We start from the raw sequence: 21,479 nt of genomic DNA on the forward strand, positions 1-21,479 counted from the left end.
CGCCTTACCCGGCCTGCTGAACGTATTCGTCCTGCCGCCCACATTCGGCCTATTGCCTGCATTCAGCCTACCGACCGTATTCGGCTTACCGATCGCATTTGGCCTACTGACCACATTTGGCCTGTAGGCCCGTGCAAGCGTAGCGCCGCCGGGCGAAAGCACTGCGCCTTACCCGGCCTACTGACCATATTCGTCCTGCCGCCCACATTCGGCCTATTGCCTGCATTCAGCCTACCGACCGTATTCGGCTTACCGATCGCATTTGGCCTACCGACCACATTTGGTCTGTAGGCCCGTGCAAGCGTAGCGCCGCCGGGCAAAAGCGCCGCTTTGCCGGGGGGGATTATCTCATGCTCAGGCGCCGACGCTGCCCCACACCATCTTGCCTTTGTGGAAGGTCGCGGTACGCGGTGAAATGCGTGCCACCGCTTCGGCGGAGCAGGAGGCATCGACCAGCACAAAGCTGGCCTCATCCTGCTCTTTCGGCCAGACGCGCTGGCCTTTATCGTTGAGCGGCAGTACGTTGCCGGTGGCAATTGCCAGCGAACGCGAAAGGGTCTGTTCGTTGGGGCGGATATAGAGCTGGGCGTAGAGATTGGCTTTTTCCAGCATGTCGCCCAGGCCGTATGGCGACCAATGGTCAATCACACTGTCGGTGCCGGTCATTACAAATACCCCTTGATCCCGCAGCTGCTGCAGCGGCATGTGCAAGGTACCGATCGGCACGGTGGAGGCGATGGTGATTTGCTGGGCCGCCATGCGGCTGGCAATGGCATCAACCTGCTGTTCGTTCAATGTCGCCAGCGCAAAAGCATGGCTGATAGTCAGCTTGCCTTTTAGCGCCGGGGTTTTCTCTACGGTCTCCACCATATAGTTTATCGCCGCGACGCCCGCTGGGCTGGTTTCGTGCAGGTGAATATCGACCCCTTTGTTATAATCCAGCGCTATCTGAAACAGGGTATCGAGGGATTTCTCCATCGCTCCATCAACGTTAGTCGGGTCGAGACCACCGACGTAGTGCGCGCCGGCCTGCATCGCTTCACGTACCAGCGGTTCTGATTTTGAGAGCAGGAGTCCGTGCTGCGGAAAAGCGACAATCTCGCACGCGAAACCCGGCTGGCGGTGCGCCAGGACCGCCTGCAGATTTTCGAGGTTTTTCAACCCGGAGGTGGGTTCGATATTGCAGTGACTGCGGGCTATCGTTGACCCTTTTGACTGGAGCAGGTCGATCAGTTTTTCGGCATGCTGGCGGGTATACGGCTGGAGCTCAGGCAGCAGCTTCTGCTCAAGCTTAATCATGTCCTGAATCGTGGTGCCCGCCGGACGGTTGAGTGAACGCCACGGGCCGCCGTAAAAGGTTTTATCCAGATGGATATGCATATCGCGCATCGCCGGGAGCATCAGCTTACCGCCGGCATCATAGCGGGGCAGGGAGGCATCAGGGTGGCTCTGATTGTTGTGTAGCGCGATGATTTTACCGTCGGCAATCTCGAGGGTTTGCCGCTCGGTGCGAGTGTGTACCACGACGCCATTTTCATACTCAAAACCGCTTTCCAGCAGGACATTATCGAGATAGTAGTGCGTGTCGTCGGGGCTGATGACCTTGTGGTTGTCGCAGGACGTCGTGGATATCGAGCGCTCGCCGGCGTAAACGACGGGAGCGGCGGCGGCAAACAGGGCGGCGGCGGTGACCATTTTTCCGCTCTGGCTGAGAAATTCGCGACGGCTATTGTCTTTATTCATGGATCTTCCTTTTTCTTTGTTCTTTATTTGCTCAGTCGTGCACAAGATGGGTGCCGGTCTCCCCGCGTAGCGCTGCGGGTAAGCACTCTGGGGTGGTGATAATCACCCGCTTGCCGCCGTGCTTTAAAAACGCGAGGCTGGCGACAATTTTGGGCAACATGCTGCCGGCCGGAAAGTGGCCTTCCTGCATATAGCGGGTCATGTCGCTGATATTGACCGTCCCCAGCGCCTGCTGCCGAGGTTGTCCAAAGTGAATGCACACTTTTTCAACGCCGGTGGTGATAGCCAGAATATCGGCGTGAATTTCCCGTGCCAGCAGCGCGGTTGAGAGATCCTTATCAATCACCGCATCAACGCTCTGATAATCCCCCTGCGCGCTGCGGACTACCGGGATGCCGCCGCCGCCAGCGCCGATCACCACAAACCCTTGCCGGGTCAGCGCTTTAATAGCTTCGGCTTCCACGATGCGCTTTGGCTCCGGCGAGGCGACCACCCGCCGATAGCCACGCCCGGCATCTTCGACAAAGTGCCAGTCCGGATGCCTCTGCCGGAGATCATCGCGCTGGGCTTCGCTAAAAAATGCGCCAATCGGTTTCGTCGGGTGGGTAAAGCCGGGGTCATTTTTATCTACTTCGACCTGAGTAACGACGGTCACCGCTTTTTGTTCGCCGCGGTGGGCCAGACGGTTATTTAACGCCTGCTGAATCAGATAGCCGATTCCACCCTGGGTATCGGCAACGCAGTTGGCCAGCGGCGTCAACGGCAGACCTTCGCACTCATGAGCGATTTCAGCGCGGCGTAAATCCAGCCCGACCTGCGGTCCGTTGCCGTGGGTCAGGACAAGATTGTAGTCCGACGCCAGCATGGCCAGCACCGTATCCGCCACGGCCTTCACCGCTTCAGCCTGATGTTCAATTGACTGGCTGGCGTTATCTTTGATGATACTGTTGCCGCCAATGGCAACGACCACAAGTTCTTTCATCGTGTAGGTTCCCGGTACAGAAGGTAATGGAGTTATTGTTATCCGATTTATTGCACGGGCAGCCCGGCCAGGGCGCTTTCGCCGCCGGCCGGGGATTTTGTTAAGCGCCGTAACGTTCGACCCAGCGCAAAATCGCCTTTTCAAAGCAGGCAAACGGCGGGTGGACGATACCGGCGCCGATCATACCGATGCCTGCATCTTTGTGGGCGATGGCGGTATTGATCACCGGCAGGATACCGCTGCTGCCGACGCGGGTAATATCGATAGCGGTCGGTACCCCCATAAACCCGAGCAGCGGGATAGTGACGTTCGGGTTTTCACCGAGGGTGATCTCACGCATCTGGCGGGAGAAATCGATGGCCTCGTCCACCGTTCCGCCAACCAGTGCGACGATGGCCGGCGCCGTTGCCATAGCGAACCCGCCAATGCCGTAAGTTTCGGTAATCGCGCTATCGCCGATATCGAGACCGGAATCCTCCGGCTTATAACCGGCAAACATCGGGCCAATAACCTGTTGTGCCGGGCCGGTGAACCACTCTCCCGGCAAGCCGCTGACTCGCAGGCCAAACTCGACGCCATTACGCGCCATGGTGGTAACAACGGTGCTGTACTCAATGCCATGGGCGGCATCCATCGCGGCTTTACACATTGCCATCCACGTCGGGCCGGAGAAATAGTCGCTGCTGGCGACGAACTCAAAGACTTCACGCTGTTGTTCGACCGGATAGCCGGCCTGAATAATGCCCGGCGTCAGCGCCTGGATCAGTAGCGTGGTACCGGCATTGTTGCGGTTGTGGCACTCATCGCCCATATGCAGGGCCTGCGCCAGCATCAGGCGCAGATCGATTTCGCCAATCACCTTCATGGCGTCGCGCAGCATCGGTCCCTGGACGTCACGCATCCAGTTCAGACGGTCGATAACGCTCTGGTCGTTCGCCCCCATGCGCAGGATCTTCGCCATCTGCTCGCTCATGTTGGTATAAGCGATGTTGCCGTAGGTTTTGTTCTCGACAATATGCATAAACATGGAGGCGGAGGTGACGCCGGCCATGGACCCGACGCAGTCATGCTCGTGGCATGGTGAGAAGGTGATTTCACCAGAAGCGGCCAGTTCGGCGGCATCAGCAAGATCTTTTGCCAGCCCTTCAAATACCAGCGCGCCGGTGACCGCACCTTTCATCGCCCCGCACATCTTTTCCCACGTGACCGGCGGCCCGGCGTGGAGAATGGTTTTTGCCGTCATCCCAGGCACCACGTTGATGGCCTGGTCGAAGCCCGTCAGCACCGGATGCGACTGGATAATGCGTTCCAGCGCCTGCTGGTTGGCGGCGGCGATTTTTTCCGCCAGCGCTGAATCGGCAAGCGCGTCGAGGGCATTGACCACCCGCATATTGCCCTGGCCTGGCGGCGTCCAGTCGAGCTGAGTCACCGCCGTATGCTGTTTTTTCAGATCATCGCTGAACATCGCGATCCCGACGTTAATAACGTTCAGCGGCTGGCTGAATAGTGACTGATTCATCAGGCGTTCTCCCCTTTGCAGATAAGTTCACGTGCCAGCAGGCCGGTCTCGGTACTGCTGTTGGCCAGAATGACGCCTGCCTCGCTAAGCATCAGGCGCTGTTGTTCCCGTGATGGCGTATCGATATCGGTGCCTAAAACGTAAGCGAGGATCGTCAGCTGACGGCCATCGGCGGCGGCAATGGCTTTTGCCTCTTTGATCGCCTCGATCGTCGAACCGACCGGATCGTCGTGCGAGCCAAAGCCCAGCACGAAGTCCATCACGATCACCGCAACCTCAGGATCGCGCGCTTCCTGCAGCAGGCGGCTGATGCGGTTGGTGGGGTCGATCATCGGGTGTGGCTTACCATTGGTGAAGTCGTCATCGCCGAAATCGAGGAAGGTGTGCTTGATGCTGTGGTTGATATCGCTCAGGCGATAAGCCGGATCCGGCTGAATGTTGCTGTAAACTTCGGCGTGTTTTTCCAGGACGGCGAACATGGTTTCGTCGCACAGAGTACCGCCGCAGAACAGGCCGCGAATGTATTTCTGCTGCGGTGCGAGCTGCGCACGCACGTCAGCAATCAATGCCGGGTTCAGCGGGGGTAAATCGAGATTTTCTTGCTTAACGCCGCTCAGCAGTACCGCCTTCAGCGCCGCTGCTCTGGTGCCGCGGGCAAACTGCAGACCTTGCTCGTCGGCCGCTGGTTCGGCGCGGCCCAGGAAGCACACGACCACCGGTTTACGGCAGGCGCGGGCGCGCTCCAGCACTTTTTTCGCCACTGTCGGGGCAGGCGGCTTGGAGACGAGGGCGATAATTTCCGTTTGCGGATCCGCTTCCAGCATCTGAAGGGCATCGAGCATCATCATGCCGCCGATTTTTTCACTCAGGTCGCGACCGCCGGTACCGATGAGCTGCGATACGCCGCCGCCGAACTCGTGAATACGCACGCTCAGCTCCTGGCTACCGGTGCCAGAGGCGCCGATAATACCAATGTTGCCGCGACGTACCGCATTCGCGAAGCACAGACCGGTGCCGTTAATGATGGCGGTCCCGCAGTCTGGCCCCATCAGCAGCAGACCTTTCTCGTGGGCCAGCTGTTTCAGCGCCAGTTCGTCCTCGAGAGAGACGTTATCGGAAAACAGCATCACGTTGAGGCCGCTTTGTAACGCCTGTCGTGCTTCGCGGGCGGCGAACAGACCGTTGACTGAGATAACCGCCATATTGCTGTCCGGAAGATGCTTTTTAGCGCTGGCGAGGGTGGCATAGCGCGCTTCGTGCTGGCCGCTTTCCGCTTTTTTGCTAAATAGCGCTTCGATCTCGGCCAGAATTTGCTCGTTATCGGCGCCGTCTTTGCCATTTATGACGATCATCAGGTCGCCGTTTTTCGCCGCTTCCAGCTGCGGCGTCAGCAGTCCCAGGTTATGCAGAACCCCTTTGTTCATTTCGGTCGCCATCGCTACAAATGCCTGCTCTACGCCGTCGATCTTATTGGCGCGGGTGGATATCGACATTAATGAGACGGAATCAAAATAGGTATTCTTCTTCACGACTATTTTAACTGACATAATTCCCTCCATACGTTTGGCTCAGCGCGCAGGCATCCGCCATGCCCAATAGCATGTCGCTGCCGGAACTTGAGCCAATATTTTTAATATCGGCAATTGCCTCAATAGAAAAGATTGTGGGTTGATTAATTATGATATTTATCAACCCGGCGATACTTTCGCGATAGCGCTGATTAATCGCTGCCTCCAGCGTAATCGCGCTGAGCGGCGTGGTGTTATGCCTGGCACATTGCAGCGCCGCTAAAAATTCATTCCGGTATTGATTGGCCGGGTGTCCATGAATAAATAAAATAACGCTAAGTCCTACCAGGTAATCATCCGCCGAGGGCGTCAGGCCAATACCCAGGCCGAGCATATTAGCAATGGCGGCACTGATGTTTTTATTTTGCTGAAGCGCATTAAATAATATTTCCCGTCGATGCTGTAATTCTCGCCCCATCGCTTTATAAAACGGATTGTCACCGCGATAAAGAAATAACGTGTCGTCCTCATGCAGTTGCTCAATGATAATGTTTTGCCATCGTCGCCAGGCTATCCGGGTAAATGCTGCCGCGCTTAATACGGCCCCTGGCATTTGCCAGCGCTCACAGCGGTGGATGTCTATCCATTTATCATGGCCAATGTAAATCCCTGAATCGGTGAACCGGACGCTTTCCCCTGGCCGGAACAGGTTGTCAAAGTAGGTGAGTGCTAACCTACAGCTGTTGGGCGCGTTGTCATATGCGGCGCACAGCAGCGTCAGGAGCCCTGGCTTATCGGGGACTAGCAGGTTGACCGCACGCGAGAAGACCTGCTCGACCCGTCCGCCGCCGCGTTGAGTGAGAAAGCTCTCATCCGCAGTTAGCGCTTGCACACACCGCCGTGAGGTGGTGTCGATGGCAATTCTCCTTCTTCAGGCACCGGCGGCGACCAGCAGGTGGGCGATTTCAGCAAAGCCCTTCTCCCATGCCAGTTCCAGCGGCGATTTGCCATATTTATCGGTCATATGTGGATTGGCGCCGTGGTTCAGCAGCAGCTTAACGATCGCTTGCTGCGTTGCGCCGCCGTCGTTTAAGACAATCGCTTCCAGCAGCGGTGTCCAGCCGACAAAGTTGGTGTGGTTGACGTTAATATCGGTTTCGGTCAGCAGAATTTTAACGATCTCAAGATGGCCTTTTTCGCAGGCCGGCGTCAGACCGATGCCGCCGAAACGGCTTAAACGCGCAAGGTCAGGTTTAGCTGGCAAAATTAAGCGCAGCAGCTCGACGTCATTATTCAGGCAGCTCAGTAAGAACGGGTTAAAACAGGTCTGGTCCTGCTTATCAATATCGACACCAGCGGCAATGAGTACAGAAACGCAGGCATAATGTTTATTCAGGCTGGCCAGAGTAATAGCGGTTCGCCCCTGGCGATTGCTGACATTAATATCGACGCCGCGCGCTAAACAGGCTTTTAATTGTTCGACGTCACCTTGCTCCGCGGCCAAAAGATATTCAGCACTAATATTTTCCGTGGTCATCATCTTGCTCCTGTTGTTGCGGCTGAAACTATTTGATGGCTTGAGCATAGCAACCAAAAATAGATAAAAGAACCCGCTTAAATTTTATTCGCGATAACCCCACTGATTGTTGAATATTTTTTAATAATGGATGCAGACTGTGCGGCAGTGCAATGTTTGTTTCTTGCAGGCGATTTCCCGTAATTCAAGAAGGGATTATTTCTATATAGTTCCCGAACGAAACCCATTTCCACGACCAATATCACGAGGGGGAAGAGATGAACGGACTCACCGCAACGGGGATTACTGTCGGCCTTTGTGCCGGGATCTGGCAGCTGATCTCCTCGCAGGTTGGGCTTGATCCGAGCTGGGGATTGCTGGGCACGATCGGCTTTGTCGCCTTTTGCAGTTTTTATGCGGCAGGCGGCGGTAAAGAGGGGTTTGTGAAGAGTCTTTTTGTTAACTACACCGGCGTCGTCTGGGCATTTCTGGCGGCAATGGCTGCGGGTGGACTTACTGCGGCCACCGGAATGTCATCCTTCTGGGCCAGCGTTATCACCACGGTGCCGTTCTCCGCGGTGATTGTCTGGCAAGGGCGCTTTTCCCTCACCGCGTTTATTCCCGGCGGTTTTCTTGGCATGACGCTGTTTTTCGCCTCCGGGATGAACTGGCCGGTGACGCTGCTGGGTTTTTTGGCCGGCAACGGCGTAGGGCTGATTTCCGAATATACCGGTCGAAAACTGAGCGAGGCAACCTCAAAAAGCCCGCGTTGAACCATGGCGCCGCGGAGAATTTCGCGGCCCGCGTGGGCGGACCCTGCGCATGGTGTTAAAAGATATTCAAAAATGATTGCCCGATGACAGGGACAGGAAATAGAGTCGATTGCAGGTTAGGGCTAATGGGCGGTTGACGAAAGCAGGAGCGGGCGAATGAACTCAATTTTTACTGAAGAAAATCTGCTGGCGTTTACCACGGCGGCGCGCTTTGGTAGTTTCAGCAAAGCCGCAGACGAGCTGGGGCTAACGACATCAGCCATCAGCTACACCATCAAGCGCATGGAAACGGGGCTGGACGTGGTGCTGTTTACCCGTAATACCCGTAGCATCGAGCTGACGGAATCCGGCTACTATCTTTTCCGTAAGGCCACGGATTTGCTCAATGATTTCCACGCCATCAAGCGCAGCATCGATACCATCGCCCAGGGTATTGAGGCCCGGGTCCGTATCTGCATCAACCAGTTGCTTTATACGCCGCGACATACGGCGCGTCTGTTGCAGGTGCTCAAAAAACAGTTTCCAACCTGCCAAATTACCGTTACCACGGAGGTGTATAACGGCGTCTGGGATTCGATGATTAATCAGCAGGCTAATATCGCGATTGGCGCACCGGATACGCTGCTCGACGGTGGCGGCATTGACTACACTGAAATTGGCGCCATTCGTTGGGTCTTCGCCATTGCTCCGGATCATCCGCTGGCGTTTATGCCGGAACCGATAGCAGAAAGCCAGCTACGGCTTTACCCCAATATTATGGTGGAGGACACCGCCAGCACGATTAATAAGAAAGTGGGTTGGTTACTGCACGGGCAGGAGGCGATTCTGGTGCCGGACTTTAATACCAAATGCCAGTGCCAGATCCTCGGTGAAGGCATTGGTTTTCTGCCGGATTATATGGTTCGTGAGGCCATGGCGGAAAACCGGCTGATTACCCGCCAGATTCATAACCCTCGCCAGGATTCAGGAATGCTGCTGGCGACCCAGCACGCGGCCAGTGGACAGGTGACGCAGTGGATAAAGAAAGAGTTTCGCCCCGGTGGGATATTAACCGCTATCTATAGTGATTTACTTCATCGCGAGATGACGGTGAAATCGTTTCAATCTATTTCCTGAAATTTTTCTGGAATACCTTATGTGCTATAACACCAGATATAAAAACATAAGGTGTTAATTAAATGAAAAATTTAAAGTTAATTGTTGGTAGCTTGATCTGTGCAGGTTGTTTATTGGCACCATTATCTGTCATGGCGGGTTATAAGATAAACACGATCCCGGTTCATTTCGATAAAGGCACCAGCGGAACCACCATTACAAATGCCCTGAGCGGCGCCGATGTGAAAGATTACACGCTGGTGGCAAAAGCGGGTCAGCTAATGCACGTCACCCTGAAGAGCAAATGGCCTCATCCTTATTTCAACGTGATCAACCCCGCGAACGAAACCATTTTTAATGGCTCGATGACAGAAGGTGCTTTTGAGCAGCGCCTGGCAACCAACGGAAAATATACCGTCCGCGTGTATCAGATGGGCGGCGCGCGCGATGAAGGAAAAACCAGTGCCTATGAGCTGGCTTTGAAAGTCACGGACTAGCTTTGCCTGTATAGAGCCGCCGTTCTCACGTTATGCTGCGGCCACGTGAGGGGCGGCCTTTGTCACTATTTTGCGTTTTGGTGGCCGGGGCCGAGTGCAATGACCCGGTTTCAACCATCTCCCCATTAACACCCCTCATCCGATCGTGCTGGATGTGATTTTGGTCATCCACCCGCCATGCTGCCCCGTGCCCGCAATATATTTCATCCTCTGCGGGCGGGCCTTTAGCGCCTCTTTTATCGCCCCCGTCATGCCGCGACCATGGGCAATAACAAGCGCTCGCGCGATCTCAGACGTCGGAAAATGCCGCTGACGTTTCAAATCCCCCTCTTTTTAAGGCGGAAAATCTTCTCTGGCGGATTGCCAGCGTCAGGCCGGTGACTTGTCTGCAAACTGCTGAGCGCCTCTCATTTTTTGCGCGTTTATGCCGCAATGTTAGAGATCTGTCAAAGTTCTGTTACCAGGTGGTTTTAAAATTTTCATTTCAGTTATTTAATTATAAAAGTTTCATATGAGTTGTTAATGAAACAAAACGTCTGAAATTGACCGGGTGATAAATCGTATGATTTATGAACTGCTGTTTTAATAATTCACTAAAAAACCACTGGATTAGGTGGTTTTGCTAAACATGTGCAAAAACAGCGCGGTCAGAAGCGAGACTTTTGGCTGGCGATCCGGCAGCTAGCAGCAAGACGCATTTACGAAATGAATTTTTCATTTCATCTCAATGAACTGGCATATCACTGAACCCCAAGGAACAACTATGAACATCAAGAAAACGATTGTTGCCTCTTTGTTAGTCTGTATGTTGCCCGCTGCGGTGATGGCAAAAGATCTCTCCGTCGGCGTTTCCATGGCGCTTTTCGACGACAACTTCCTGACTATCCTGCGTACCGCCATGCAAAAAGAGATGCAAAAAGAGGGGGTGAAATCGCAGGTTGAGGATGCCAAGGGTGATGTCGCGCAGCAGCTGCAGCAGGTGCAAAACTTTATTGGTCAGGGCGTCGATGCCATCATCGTCAACCCGGTCGATACCAATGCCGTGAAGCCGATTATCGATCAGGCGACCAAAGCCGGCATTCCGCTGGTCTTCGTTAACCGCCGCCCGCAGATTACGCTGACCGACAAAATGGCCTACGTTGGTTCGGATTCGGTACTGGCCGGCCGTCTGCAGATGGAAGCGCTGGCGAAGGCGATGAACGGCAAAGGCAACGTGGCGATTCTGCTGGGTGACCTGGCGAACGAGTCAACCCGCGATCGCACCAAAGGCGTGGAAGAAGTCGTCGCGAAATACCCGGATATCAAGATCGTCCAGAAGCAGACGGCGAAATTCATGCGTAACGATGCCGTGGATGTGGTGAGTAACTGGATGACCAGCGGGGAAGATATTCAGGCGATCGCCTCCAATAACGATGAAATGGCGATTGGCGCGCTGCAGGCGCTGGGAAGCAACCCGAAGCACATTCTGATTGCCGGTGTCGATGGGACCCCTGACGCTCTGCAGATGCTGAAAAACGGCAAGATGATCGCCACCATTTTCCAGGATGCTAAAGGGCAGGGGGAAGGGGCGGTGGATGCGGCCGTCAAACTGGCTAACGGGGAAAAAGTCGAAAAAGTCATCGATGTCCCTTACCAGCTGATTACCAAAGAGAATATGTCTGAATTTGTCAGCCGTAATCAAAAATAATCATTTCTGGCTCAGCGGTACGGAGGGGGATGTATGAACGCTTTTGCACTTGAAGCCGAAGGTATCAGTAAGTTCTTTCCTGGCGTGAAGGCGCTCGATAATGTCTCATTACGCGTGCGCCCGGGGACGGTGCACGCCTTGATGGGGGAAAATGGCGCGGGAAAGTCGACGTTAATGAAGTGCCTTATCGGGATTTACCGTCCCGATAAGGGCGCGATCCGGGTGAAGGGCGAACCGGTGCAGTTCCAGGATACGATGGATGCGCTGCGCGCGGGGATCTCCATGATCCATCAGGAGCTGAACCTGGTGCCGCATATGACGGTGGCAGAAAATATCTGGCTGGGGCGCGAGCCGATGAAATACGGCTTTGTCGACCATCGACAGTTGGCCCGCCAGACTCAGACACTGCTCAATAAACTGAATATCCGTTTATCCGCCGACCGCCTGGTGGGCGATCTTAGCATTGCCGCCCAGCAAATGGTGGAAATAGCCAAAGCGGTATCGTGGAACGCGGATATTGTCATTATGGATGAACCCACCTCGGCGCTGACGGAAAGTGAAGTGGCTCACCTGTTCACCATCATTCGCGATTTACGCGAGCAGGGTAAAGCCATTATTTATATCAGCCACAAGATGGATGAGATTTTCGCGATTACCGATGAAATTAGCGTCTTTCGCGACGGGACCTGGGTGGGCAGTCGGCAGACGGGCGAATTTACTCGTCAGTCGCTTATTACCCAGATGGTGGGCCGCGAATTAACTCAGCTGTTCCCGAAATTCAATAATACGATTGGCGAAGAGGTGTTGACGGTCCGCAATCTGTCGCGCAAAGGCTATTTCGAGGAGGTGAATTTCAGCGTCCGTCGCGGTGAAATTCTCGGCGTTGCGGGCCTGGTCGGCGCCGGGCGCAGCGAAGTGATGGAGAGCCTGTTCGGGATGGAGCGCTTTGACAGTGGCGAAGTCCTGATTGACGGCCAGCCGGTGACGATCGACTCGCCTTCCGTGGCCATCGAAAAAGGGATGGCGCTGCTGACCGAAGACCGCAAAAAGTCCGGACTGTTCCTCGTGCTTTCGGTGATGGAAAACATGAGCATCGTCAATATGCCGGAATATATCGGCAAGAGCGGGTTTGTCAAACATATGAAGATGGCGGAAGACTGTATGGAACAGATCCGACGCCTGAATATTAAAACCCCGACCATGGATCAGATTATTAATAACCTGAGCGGCGGTAATCAGCAAAAGGTCTTAATTGCCCGCTGGCTTTTAGCGCAGCCCAAAATATTAATTCTTGATGAGCCAACTCGCGGGATTGACGTGGGGGCGAAGGCTGAAATTTATCATCTGATTAGCGAACTGGCGAACCGTGGCGTCGCAGTGATTATGGTCTCTTCTGAACTGCCGGAAATTCTGGGCATGAGCGATCGCGTTATGGTCATGCACGAAGGACGTATTACCGGCATCCTCGACAAAGACGAGGCCGATCAGGAAACCATTTTGTCGTTGGCATCCCACTGAGGTGTAGAGAATGAGCAATATGAAACTGACCGCAACAGCTGCAAATGAGCGATCCTCTTTCTTCGGTAATTTACGGCATAAATTACCGAAAGATACCGGTATCTTTATTGTTATGGTGGTCATCGCCCTGACATTTGAAATTGCCGGCTGGTTTGTCCGCGACCAGTCTTTCCTGATGAACACTAACCGCCTGGTGTTGATTGTCCTGCAGGTCGCCATTATCGGGATTATCGCCGTCGGCGTCACGCAGGTCATTATCACCACCGGGATTGACCTCTCCTCCGGATCGGTCATTGCCCTTGCCGCGGTGGTAGCGGCAAGCCTGGCGCAAACCTCGGATAGCCTGTCGCCGATGTTCCCGTCGCTGGTTAACCTGCCGGCGGTCATTCCCATTTGCGCCGGAATTGGCGTCGGGCTGATCTGCGGATTAACCAACGGCTTTTTGGTCACCCGTACCGGGATCCCGCCGTTTATCGCCACCCTCGGGATGATGGTCTCCGCCCGCGGCCTGGCGCAATATTACACCCAGGGAAATCCCATCAGCTTCTTGTCCGACAGCTTTACGTCGATTGGTCAGGGGGCGATGCCGGTGATTATTTTCTTCGTGATTGCCGCTCTGTTTCACATTGCGCTGAAACACACCCGCTACGGGAAATATGTTTACGCCATCGGCGGCAACATGACCTCGGCAAAAGTGTCCGGCATCAATGTGAATAAGTATCTGGTTATCGTCTACACCATCGCCGGCGCGCTGTCGGGGCTGGCCGGGGTTGTGCTGGCGGCGCGCGTCAGCAGCGGGCAGTCCAGTATGGGGATGTCCTACGAACTGGACGCTATCGCAGCGGCCGTTATCGGCGGCAGCAGCCTGATGGGCGGCGTCGGCCGCATCACCGGCACCCTGATTGGTGCGATGATCCTCGGCTTAATCAAAAGCGGCTTCACCTTCGTCGGCGTCGATGCTTACGTTCAGGATATTATCAAAGGGATTATTATTGTTGCGGCGGTGACGATAGACATGCGCCGTAACCGTAAGAAGCACTAAGCGAATGAAGAGATAACCCTGAAGCGATATCAGGGTTATCTCTTCGCGCTGTTAAACGACAGCATGATGAAAATGGCAAGGTACGCTGGCGCCGGTGAACTCAGGAGAGACCGCAAATCCGGTCACGCCCGCTGTTCTTGGCGTGATACAGCTCGCTATCGGCCCGCGACATCAGCTCCGGCAGCGGGCACTGCCAGCCTTTGGATACCCCGAAACTGGCGGTGATCTTAAAGGTGATATCGCCAGTCGTATGGAAGGTCAGCTTGCGGATTTCCTGCTGAATCCGTGCGGTATAGCTGGCGACTTCGTCTGACGAAGCGGCCAGAAACAGGACCGCGAACTCTTCTCCGCCGAGGCGGCCTACCACATCTTCCGGACGGCTCAACCTGTTCAGGGTTTTGGCAAGGGCAACCAGCACCTCGTCACCCATTGGGTGTCCCCAGTTATCATTTATCGACTTAAAGCGGTCAACGTCGAGCATCACTAACCAGGCCGGAAGCGCCTCGCTGGACTGACTTAATAGCGCATCAGCCCGGGTGCTAAATGCCCGGCGATTAAACAGATGGGTCAGCGGATCCTCTTCCGACTGGCGCTGATACTGGCGGCTGATGCGGGCATCTTCACGGAGCTTTTTCCCGAGGGTACCCAGGGATGAAAACAGGCCCTGCACCTCTTCTGCCGTATCGTCATCGATTTGGACATGGAGCTGTTTTCCGGCAATTAGCGCCGCGGCGAGCTCATTTAAGCGCACAATCGGGCGTAAAACGCGAGAGCGAATATAGAAAATCAGCGCAATGGTCAGGGCATACACCAGCCCAAGCACGACCAGCCGTAACAGGAAATTCTTTAAGGCCCGATGTTCAACGGCAGTGTAGTGCTCCTTAACTCCGGTCATATAGGTGTTCAGGAGATTGTCAAACGAACCGAGGCTGGCGTGATAGGCGACGGCAAACTGTTCGGCGCTCACGCTGTAGGGCTTACCGCTGTCGCTCTCCGCGCTTAACCGATTGATTAGCGCAATCCCCTGGTGTTCAAAGTCCCGGCGCGTGTTTTCCAGCGTTCTCTGGAAGTGGGGAAGCCAGGCGACCTCATCTCCTTGCGTTTGCAGCAGCCACCACGCGGTATTAATCCGTTCGATACCGCGAATCAATCCTTCCCGGTTGGCTTGCGGTATCGGCGTGTGTGTGGCCAGCGGAATCAGCACCTGCGGACCGAGTCGGCCCGCAGCATCGCGCAACTCGCCCAACGCCAGCGCGCGCAGAATGGGCCCCAGCGCACTGGGCTGCAGCAGCAGAAACTCATTGGTGCGCTTGAACAGCGCCTTATGATAGAAATCCGTTGCCACTACCATATCGTGAGTCGCCTGGTCGGCGAGCTTCGGGTCGCTCAGCACCTCGGTACGAAAGCCGTTGGCAACGCGCCGGGAATGATCCAGCTGCTGCATCATTTCGCTCATCAGCGCCGGAGAGAGTAGGTTTTTCGGGATCTTCTGCATGTCACGATCGGTGATGTCGCGATGAGCGACCAGCACCTGCCAGCGCGACTCTTTATCCTCAGGTGAACTTAATATCAGCTCGTTAACGAAGGCGCGCTCACCGGCCAGGTCATTAGAGACCTGTAGTACCCGCTAGAAAATATCGAACTGGATAACATTGTTATACGCGCTTTTCCACGTTTCCCATGAGCCGGAAAGCAGCCAGAAGGAGAGAATGGTGGTTAAAAAAATCGTCGCCAGCGCGGATCCCCAGATATAGCGGAGAATATTAGACGATGCTGAGGATCTCTTTTTCGTTTTCACACGTCCCCTGGCGTCAGCAGTAAAAAGAAGCGATTCGAAAATCATTGAGTGGAATTGAACTGAAATATAACGGAATTCGATGCCGTTATGTCCGCATATTTGCCTGCTGTATGCGATCTGTTGGCTGATTTTAGCAGATAATCCAGAAGAAAATGGCTTTTTGTCGGCGCGGTTAAATAGTGTAAGATATTGTTTTAATTTGTTTATTCCTGTTGTTCCCTCTTTTCCGGGAGGGGGCAGGCAGACCGTTACGGCGGTGAGCGGTCGTTCTGGCGCCGCGCGGCGCCAGAACGACCGACAGAAGGGCGCTTACTTTTCTCCGGCGGCGAGCAGTACGCTATGCAGCAGCACGTTCGCCCCTTTTTATGCCCAGGTGGGCAGAATATTCTCCGCCTCGTTATGGCTAATTCCCTTCTCGCAGGGGATGAAAATCATGCTGGCGGGCGCGACCTTGCTGATATAGCAGGTATCATGCCCGGCGCCGGAGACCATGCGTCTGGCGCTGTAGCCGAGCGTCTGAACCGCCCGCTCGCTGCGCGCCAGACACTGCGCGTCGAAAGCGATCGGGGCGTAGTCAAAAATCCGTTCAACTTCGGCCGGGACGCCGCGCCCGGCCAGTTCGGCCGCGGCGCGATGCAATGCCTGCTCCATCGCCTCCAGCGCGCTGCTCTGCGGATGGCGGAATTCCACGCTGCATTCGACGCGACCCGGCACCACGTTGCGCGATCCCGGTATCACCTGCACCATGCCGATGGTCGCCCGTCCGTCGGGATGATGAGCGATGCCGATTTGCTCCACCGCCAGCGCCAGTTCGGCGAAAGCGGTCAACGCATCGCGACGGCTGCCCATCGGCGTGGTGCCGGCGTGGGCGGAAAAACCCTCCAGCGCGACGTTGAACCAGCGCTGGCCCATTGCCGCGTGGACGAGGCCGATATCAACCCCTTCTTCTTCCAGAATCGGCCCCTGTTCGATATGGACCTCATAACAGGCATGAACCGGGAATGCGGCCGTCGGACGATCGCCGCGGTAGCCGATGGCCTCCAGCGCCGCGCCGACGCTGATGCCGTCGCGATCTTCGCGGGTCAGCGCGAAAGCTTCGCTGAACTGCCCGGCCCACACGCCGGATGCCAGCATCGCCGGGGCGAAGCGCGCCCCCTCTTCATTGGTCCAGTTGACCAGCACGATATCGCGCTCGGTCTCAATGCCGCGTTCATTCAGCGTGCGTAGCGCCTCCAGCCCGGCGAGCACGCCGTAAATCCCGTCATAGCGGCCGCCGAGCGGCTGAGAATCGACGTGCGAACCGGTCAATACCGGGGCCAGCTGCGGATTTTTTCCGGCGCGGCGGATAAACATATTGCCCATGCTATCGACTTCGCAGGGAAAACCGGCTTCCTGCGCCCACTGGCGCAGCAGGTCGCGCGCCTGGCGGTCCTCGTCGCTCAGCGTCAGCCGGGTGACACCGCCGGCCGGCGTTGCCCCTATCCTCGCCATCTCGTTAAGAGTTGACCACAGACGTTCAGCGTTGATGGCTATCATGACTTGTCCTTCTTCACGCGATAGCGGAAGTCGCAGCACTTTCCGCCCTCCATAATAGTGGTGGTGCGGGTCAGCTCTACCTCCGGCGCGTAGCCGACGATAAACTTGTCGTCGCGGGCGCAGGAGAGCAGGTGGCCAATTTCGCCGAGGCCCATCTCGTGGTACATCTCGGCGTAGCGGCAGCGGTTGACGTTGTAGTTATACTGCTGGTCATCGGCGTCCAGCACCTTGACCTCGAGGGCGTTATCTTTTTCCCACAGGTATTGCAGGGCGACGAAGCTCTGGATGTTCGCGCCGTCCGGCTCTTTGCTGGCAAAGGCTTTTCCCGCCTCAATCGCAGCGTTTTCAATGGCTTCGCCGATGACCGCCTGGGCGCGAGCTTTACCTATTTCGCGCACCAGGATGTCATAAATCGGCTTAATAATTTCGGCTTCAATTTTGCGGCGGGCGAGAATGCCCAGCTCATTATTATCACTCATCACATTGCCTCACTGCGTTACTTCGTTGTTGCGCCGCCGAGTACGGTTTGCGGCTGCCATTTGCCGTTGACGACTTTGTAAACGGTAAAGGTTGGCGATTTCAGGTTGCCCTCTTTATCAAAGGCGATTTGTCCGGTGACGCCGGCGTAGTTAATGGCGCGCAGGGCGGGCAGATAGTCGGCCGGATCGACGGAGTCAGCTTTTTCCATCGCCGCCACCAGCACGCGGGTAGCGTCATAGGCGAACGGGGCATGCAGCTCGATATGGGTGTGATAGCGCGCCTGGTAGGCCTGCTCAAAGGCTTTACCGCCCGGCATCTGTTCGACCGGCAGTCCCGGCTCCAGCGCCACCACGCCGTTACCCTCTTTCTGCGCCAGCTGCAGGAAGGTCTGGCTGACAAAACCGCCGGCGCCCATCAGGGTGGCGTTCATACCCAGCTGTTTGATGCGCCGCGCCAGCGGAGCCGCCTGGCTGTCGACGCCGCCGAAGAAGATCAGATCGGCATTTTTACTGCGGATCGCGGTCAGCACGGCGCTGAAGTCGACGGTTTTATCATCGACGTACTGGCGGTCGACGATTTTGATCCCCTGTGCGTCCAGCGACTTAATAAACTCGTCCGCCAGCCCCTGACCAAAGGCGGTACGGTCATCGATAACCGCGATGCGTTTCGCTTTCAGGGTTTGTACCGCATACTGTCCGGCAAACTGGCCGCCGTCATCGTCGTGGCCCATCACGCGGAAGCTGGTGTCGAAGCCCTGTCTGGTATAGGCGTGCCCGGTGGCGACCGGCGCGACCTGGGCGATGCCCGCATCGTGGTAAACCCGTGCTGCGGGAATGCTGGTGCCGGTGTTCCAGTGGCCGACGACGCCGGCGACGCCGCTATCCACCAGACGCTGAGCGACGGCAACGGCGGTACGCGGGTCGGACTGGTCGTCTTCCGATTGCAGCTTAAAGGTTACCGCCTTGCCGCCGATGGTCGGGTGCTGCTTGTTGATATCGTCAATCGCCAGCTGCGCGCCGTTTTCGAGGTCCTTGCCGATACGCGCAGAAGGGCCGGTCAGCGGACCCGCCAGGCCGATAATCACGGTTTCGCTGGCCGCAGACCATGCGGCGGATGAGGCAAAGCCGCTGAGCACAATAGCGGCGCTGAGGGCACTGATTTTGACTGTTTTCATTGTTTTTCCCTGATGCTGGTTAGTGTTAAGCGGGCACTTCGCCCAAATAAATCTGTGCGATACGGTCGTCGGCCAGCAGCGCCTGCGAGGCGCCACGTTCCACAATACTGCCGCTGTCCATCACCCACGCGCTGTCGGTGGCCTCCAGCGCCAGGCGCGCGTTCTGCTCAATCAGCAGCAGCGCCACGCCGCGCTGACGGAGCGTGGCGATCACGCGAAAAACGTTCTCGACCATTAGCGGCGCCAGGCCCATCGAGGGCTCGTCGAGGATCAGCAGGCGCGGCTGGCTGAGGAGGGCGCGGTTCAGCGCCAGCAGCTGCTGTTCGCCGCCGGAGAGCAGCCCGGCCAACTGATGCTGCCGTTCCGCCAGGCGCGGGAAGTTGGCGAAGATTTCCTCCATCTCCTGCCGGACCGCCGCGCTATCGCGACGCAGCCAGGCGCCCATCTGCAGGTTTTCCAGCACCGTCATGCGGGTAAAGATGCCGCGGCCTTCCGGTACCATCACCAGCCCTTCGCGCAGCAGCGACTCCGCTTTGCGTCGACGTACCGCTTTACCGTTGAAAAGAATCTCGCCGCTAAAGGGTTCCAGCCCGGTAATGGCGCGGACGGTGGAGCTTTTGCCTGCGCCGTTGGCGCCGATCAAAGTCGCCTGCTCACCCGCTTGCACGCTGAATGAGACGTCGCGTACCGCCTGGATGCCGCCGTAGTGCACGCTGAGGCCGGTCACGGTTAACAGATCAGACATGGGTGTTTCCTCCCAGCCAGGCGGCGATCACCGCCGGATCGCGGCGTACGGTTTCCGGCGTGCCGCTGGTTAATGTTTTGCCGTAATCCAGCACCATCAGGCGATCGCAAATCCCCATCACCAGCTTGACGTCGTGCTCAATCATCAGCAGCGTCTTGCCATCATCGCGAATGCGCAGCAGCAGTTCGCCAAGGGCCATCTTCTCGGCGGCGTTCATCCCGGCCGCCGGTTCATCCAGCGCCAGCAGGCGCGGATCGGTAGCCAGCGCGCGGGCAATCTCCAGTCGCCGCTGGTGGCCGTAAGCGAGGTCGCAGGCGCGGTAGTGGGCGAACTGCGCAATGCCGGTATAGTCCAGCCAGTGCCACGCCAGCTCGCGGGTCTGCGCCTCTTCGGCGCGGGCGCGTTTATGCCGGGTAAGCGCGGCCCACAGACCGTTGCGGGTGCGTACGTGGCGGCCGACCATCACGTTCTCCAGCACCGACATGTCGTTAAACAGCCGCACGTTCTGGAAGGTACGGGCGATGCCGGCGGCGGTGACCTTCTCGATATTTTTCGGGAAATAGGGCTGGCCGGCGATAGCGAACTCGCCGCTGTCCGCCGGGTAAAGCCCGGTAATCAGGTTAAAGCAGGTGGTTTTCCCCGCGCCGTTGGGGCCGATCAGGCCATAGATTTCACCTTCGTTAATGGTCAGCGAGACGTTATCGACCGCCGTCAGGCCGCCAAAGCGCTTTGACATGTGGCGTACGCTTAACAGGCTCATGCTTTGACTCCCTGATGACGTGCGGGCCAGATCCCCTGAGGGCGCAGCAGCATAACCAGCACCAGCGCCAGGCCGTAGAACAGCTGGCGCAGCACTTCCGGGTCAATCAGCACTTCGCCAAACAGCGCCTGCTGCAGCGGCGCCGCCTGGCTGCGCAGCAGCTCCGGCAGCGCGGTCAGCAGCACCGCGCCGAGGATCACACCGGGGATATGGCCCATGCCGCCGAGCACCACCATCGCCAGTACCGCAATTGACTCCTGTAGCGTGAAGGATTCCGGTGAAACGAAGCCCTGAAATGCGCCGAACAGCGCCCCCGCCACGCCGCCGAATGAAGCGCCGATAGCGAAAGCCAGCAGTTTGTAGTTACGCAGGTTGATGCCCATCGCGCGGGCGACGTCTTCGTCCTCGCGGATGGCGTGCCAGGCCCGGCCAATGCGTGAATGCTGTAGCCGCAGGCAGACGAAAATAATCGCCACAATCACCAGCATCAGCAGGTAGTACCACAGCCACAGCGCCGGGATTTTAAAACCAAACCAGTGATAGACGCCGCTAAATTTCAGCCCGAACAGATTCAGCGAATCGACCCCGGAAATGCCTTTTGCGCCGTTGGTGATGTTGACCGGACGGTCGAGGTTACGCATCAGGATGCGGATAATTTCGCCGAACCCGAGAGTGACAATCGCCAGATAGTCGCCGCGCAGCTTCAGCGTTGGCGCGCCCAGTACGATACCGCAGCCCGCCGCCACCAGCGCAGCGAGCGGAATAATCACCAGCCATGAGGTGTGCAGGCCGTCCGGGAACCAGCTATTTAAAATCGGGAATACCTCCAGCAGATGCGGTGAGGCCAAAAGCGCCGCCAGATACGCGCCGACGGCGTAAAAAGCGATAAAGCCCATATCCAGCAGACCGGTGTAGCCGACCACGATATTCAGCCCCAGCGCCAGCATGATGTAGAGCAGGGCGAAGTCGATGACCCGCACCCAGTAGTTGCCGCCGAGCTGGCTGGCGACCATCGGCGCTACCAGCAGTGCGCAGACGAACAGCGTCATCCCGGACCAGAAGCGGCGGGAGACGACGGGCGTATCGAGTTGTGCTGTTGTCATCAT

20 protein-coding genes are annotated in these 21,479 nt (G+C 56.7%); 6 read left to right on the forward strand and 14 right to left on the reverse strand.

The genetic code is table 11. From position 1 onward, the window contains the following. Positions 1–354: 354 nt before the first annotated feature. The 6 genes from BV390_RS27735 to BV390_RS27760 form a co-directional block, all read right to left on the reverse strand. Positions 355–1,743, reverse strand: coding sequence for an amidohydrolase family protein (locus BV390_RS27735; protein ID WP_032700638.1), 1,389 nt, complete (start codon positions 1,741–1,743; stop codon positions 355–357). A gap of 31 nt (positions 1,744–1,774) precedes the next feature. Further along, the gene (locus BV390_RS27740; protein WP_032700637.1) at positions 1,775–2,725 is read right to left on the reverse strand and encodes a carbamate kinase family protein; all 951 of its coding nucleotides are present in this window, start codon (positions 2,723–2,725) and stop codon (positions 1,775–1,777) included. A 100-nt stretch (positions 2,726–2,825) separates the two neighbouring features. Beyond that, positions 2,826–4,244 (reverse strand): YlbE family protein, encoded by a 1,419-nt coding sequence (locus BV390_RS27745; protein ID WP_047664270.1) that lies wholly within the window; start codon positions 4,242–4,244, stop codon positions 2,826–2,828. Continuing rightward, complete coding sequence (gene fdrA / locus BV390_RS27750) at positions 4,244–5,791, reverse strand: acyl-CoA synthetase FdrA (RefSeq protein WP_047664272.1); 1,548 nt, start codon at positions 5,789–5,791, stop codon at positions 4,244–4,246. The genes BV390_RS27745 and fdrA overlap by 1 nt, the downstream gene beginning before the upstream one ends. Further along, complete coding sequence (locus BV390_RS27755) at positions 5,781–6,644, reverse strand: oxamate carbamoyltransferase subunit AllH family protein (RefSeq protein WP_085397567.1); 864 nt, start codon at positions 6,642–6,644, stop codon at positions 5,781–5,783. Before BV390_RS27755 ends, fdrA begins: the two co-directional genes overlap by 11 nt. A gap of 39 nt (positions 6,645–6,683) precedes the next feature. Then, positions 6,684–7,289, reverse strand: a complete 606-nt coding sequence (locus BV390_RS27760; RefSeq protein ID WP_085397568.1) for an ankyrin repeat domain-containing protein — start codon at positions 7,287–7,289, stop codon at positions 6,684–6,686. A 257-nt stretch (positions 7,290–7,546) separates the two neighbouring features. Between BV390_RS27760 and BV390_RS27765 the strand changes: the two genes are divergently transcribed. The 6 genes from BV390_RS27765 to BV390_RS27790 all read left to right on the forward strand — a co-directional run bounded on the left by BV390_RS27765 (position 7,547) and on the right by BV390_RS27790 (position 13,880). Further along, a complete protein-coding gene (locus BV390_RS27765) occupies positions 7,547–8,041 on the forward strand; it encodes a DUF1097 domain-containing protein (RefSeq protein WP_032689114.1) in 495 nt (164 codons plus the stop codon). A gap of 156 nt (positions 8,042–8,197) precedes the next feature. Further along, a complete protein-coding gene (locus BV390_RS27770) occupies positions 8,198–9,157 on the forward strand; it encodes a LysR substrate-binding domain-containing protein (RefSeq protein WP_032696486.1) in 960 nt (319 codons plus the stop codon). Positions 9,158–9,219: 62 nt separating this feature from the next. After that, positions 9,220–9,633 (forward strand): DNA breaking-rejoining protein, encoded by a 414-nt coding sequence (locus BV390_RS27775; protein WP_032689111.1) that lies wholly within the window; start codon positions 9,220–9,222, stop codon positions 9,631–9,633. A 763-nt stretch (positions 9,634–10,396) separates the two neighbouring features. Beyond that, positions 10,397–11,320: a sugar ABC transporter substrate-binding protein gene (locus tag BV390_RS27780; RefSeq protein ID WP_004858977.1), complete on the forward strand. Its 924-nt coding sequence runs from the start codon at positions 10,397–10,399 to the stop codon at positions 11,318–11,320. A gap of 33 nt (positions 11,321–11,353) precedes the next feature. Next, positions 11,354–12,838, forward strand: coding sequence for a sugar ABC transporter ATP-binding protein (locus BV390_RS27785; protein WP_032689108.1), 1,485 nt, complete (start codon positions 11,354–11,356; stop codon positions 12,836–12,838). Between the two features lie 19 nt (positions 12,839–12,857). Further along, positions 12,858–13,880 carry an ABC transporter permease gene (locus tag BV390_RS27790; RefSeq protein WP_172619965.1) on the forward strand — a complete coding sequence of 341 codons (1,023 nt, stop codon included), beginning with the start codon at positions 12,858–12,860 and terminating at the stop codon, positions 13,878–13,880. 100 nt (positions 13,881–13,980) lie between these two features. On the opposite strand, the gene BV390_RS27795 is transcribed toward BV390_RS27790, so the two are convergent. The 8 genes from BV390_RS27795 to BV390_RS27825 all read right to left on the reverse strand — a co-directional run bounded on the left by BV390_RS27795 (position 13,981) and on the right by BV390_RS27825 (position 21,476). Continuing rightward, the gene (locus tag BV390_RS27795; protein ID WP_227517257.1) at positions 13,981–15,411 is read right to left on the reverse strand and encodes a GGDEF domain-containing protein; all 1,431 of its coding nucleotides are present in this window, start codon (positions 15,409–15,411) and stop codon (positions 13,981–13,983) included. 96 nt (positions 15,412–15,507) lie between these two features. Continuing rightward, positions 15,508–15,678 carry a hypothetical protein gene (locus BV390_RS31705; protein ID WP_227517258.1) on the reverse strand — a complete coding sequence of 57 codons (171 nt, stop codon included), beginning with the start codon at positions 15,676–15,678 and terminating at the stop codon, positions 15,508–15,510. Between the two features lie 363 nt (positions 15,679–16,041). After that, on the reverse strand, positions 16,042–17,214 hold the full coding sequence (locus tag BV390_RS27800; protein WP_085397569.1) for a Zn-dependent hydrolase: 1,173 nt from the start codon (positions 17,212–17,214) through the stop codon (positions 16,042–16,044). Further along, the gene (locus BV390_RS27805; RefSeq protein ID WP_032689103.1) at positions 17,211–17,693 is read right to left on the reverse strand and encodes an L-2-amino-thiazoline-4-carboxylic acid hydrolase; all 483 of its coding nucleotides are present in this window, start codon (positions 17,691–17,693) and stop codon (positions 17,211–17,213) included. Before BV390_RS27805 ends, BV390_RS27800 begins: the two co-directional genes overlap by 4 nt. Before the next feature lie 17 nt (positions 17,694–17,710). Continuing rightward, the gene (locus BV390_RS27810) at positions 17,711–18,868 is read right to left on the reverse strand and encodes a branched-chain amino acid ABC transporter substrate-binding protein (RefSeq protein ID WP_064384206.1); all 1,158 of its coding nucleotides are present in this window, start codon (positions 18,866–18,868) and stop codon (positions 17,711–17,713) included. A gap of 25 nt (positions 18,869–18,893) precedes the next feature. Next, positions 18,894–19,613: an ABC transporter ATP-binding protein gene (locus tag BV390_RS27815; protein ID WP_064384205.1), complete on the reverse strand. Its 720-nt coding sequence runs from the start codon at positions 19,611–19,613 to the stop codon at positions 18,894–18,896. Beyond that, complete coding sequence (locus BV390_RS27820) at positions 19,606–20,373, reverse strand: ABC transporter ATP-binding protein (RefSeq protein WP_032689098.1); 768 nt, start codon at positions 20,371–20,373, stop codon at positions 19,606–19,608. The genes BV390_RS27815 and BV390_RS27820 overlap by 8 nt, the downstream gene beginning before the upstream one ends. Next, positions 20,370–21,476, reverse strand: a complete 1,107-nt coding sequence (locus tag BV390_RS27825; protein WP_049265907.1) for a branched-chain amino acid ABC transporter permease — start codon at positions 21,474–21,476, stop codon at positions 20,370–20,372. The genes BV390_RS27820 and BV390_RS27825 overlap by 4 nt, the downstream gene beginning before the upstream one ends. Positions 21,477–21,479: the final 3 nt, after the last annotated feature.

Source organism: Klebsiella sp. YJ, from assembly GCF_002108615.1.
GTDB classification, from domain to species: domain Bacteria; phylum Pseudomonadota; class Gammaproteobacteria; order Enterobacterales; family Enterobacteriaceae; genus Klebsiella; species Klebsiella planticola.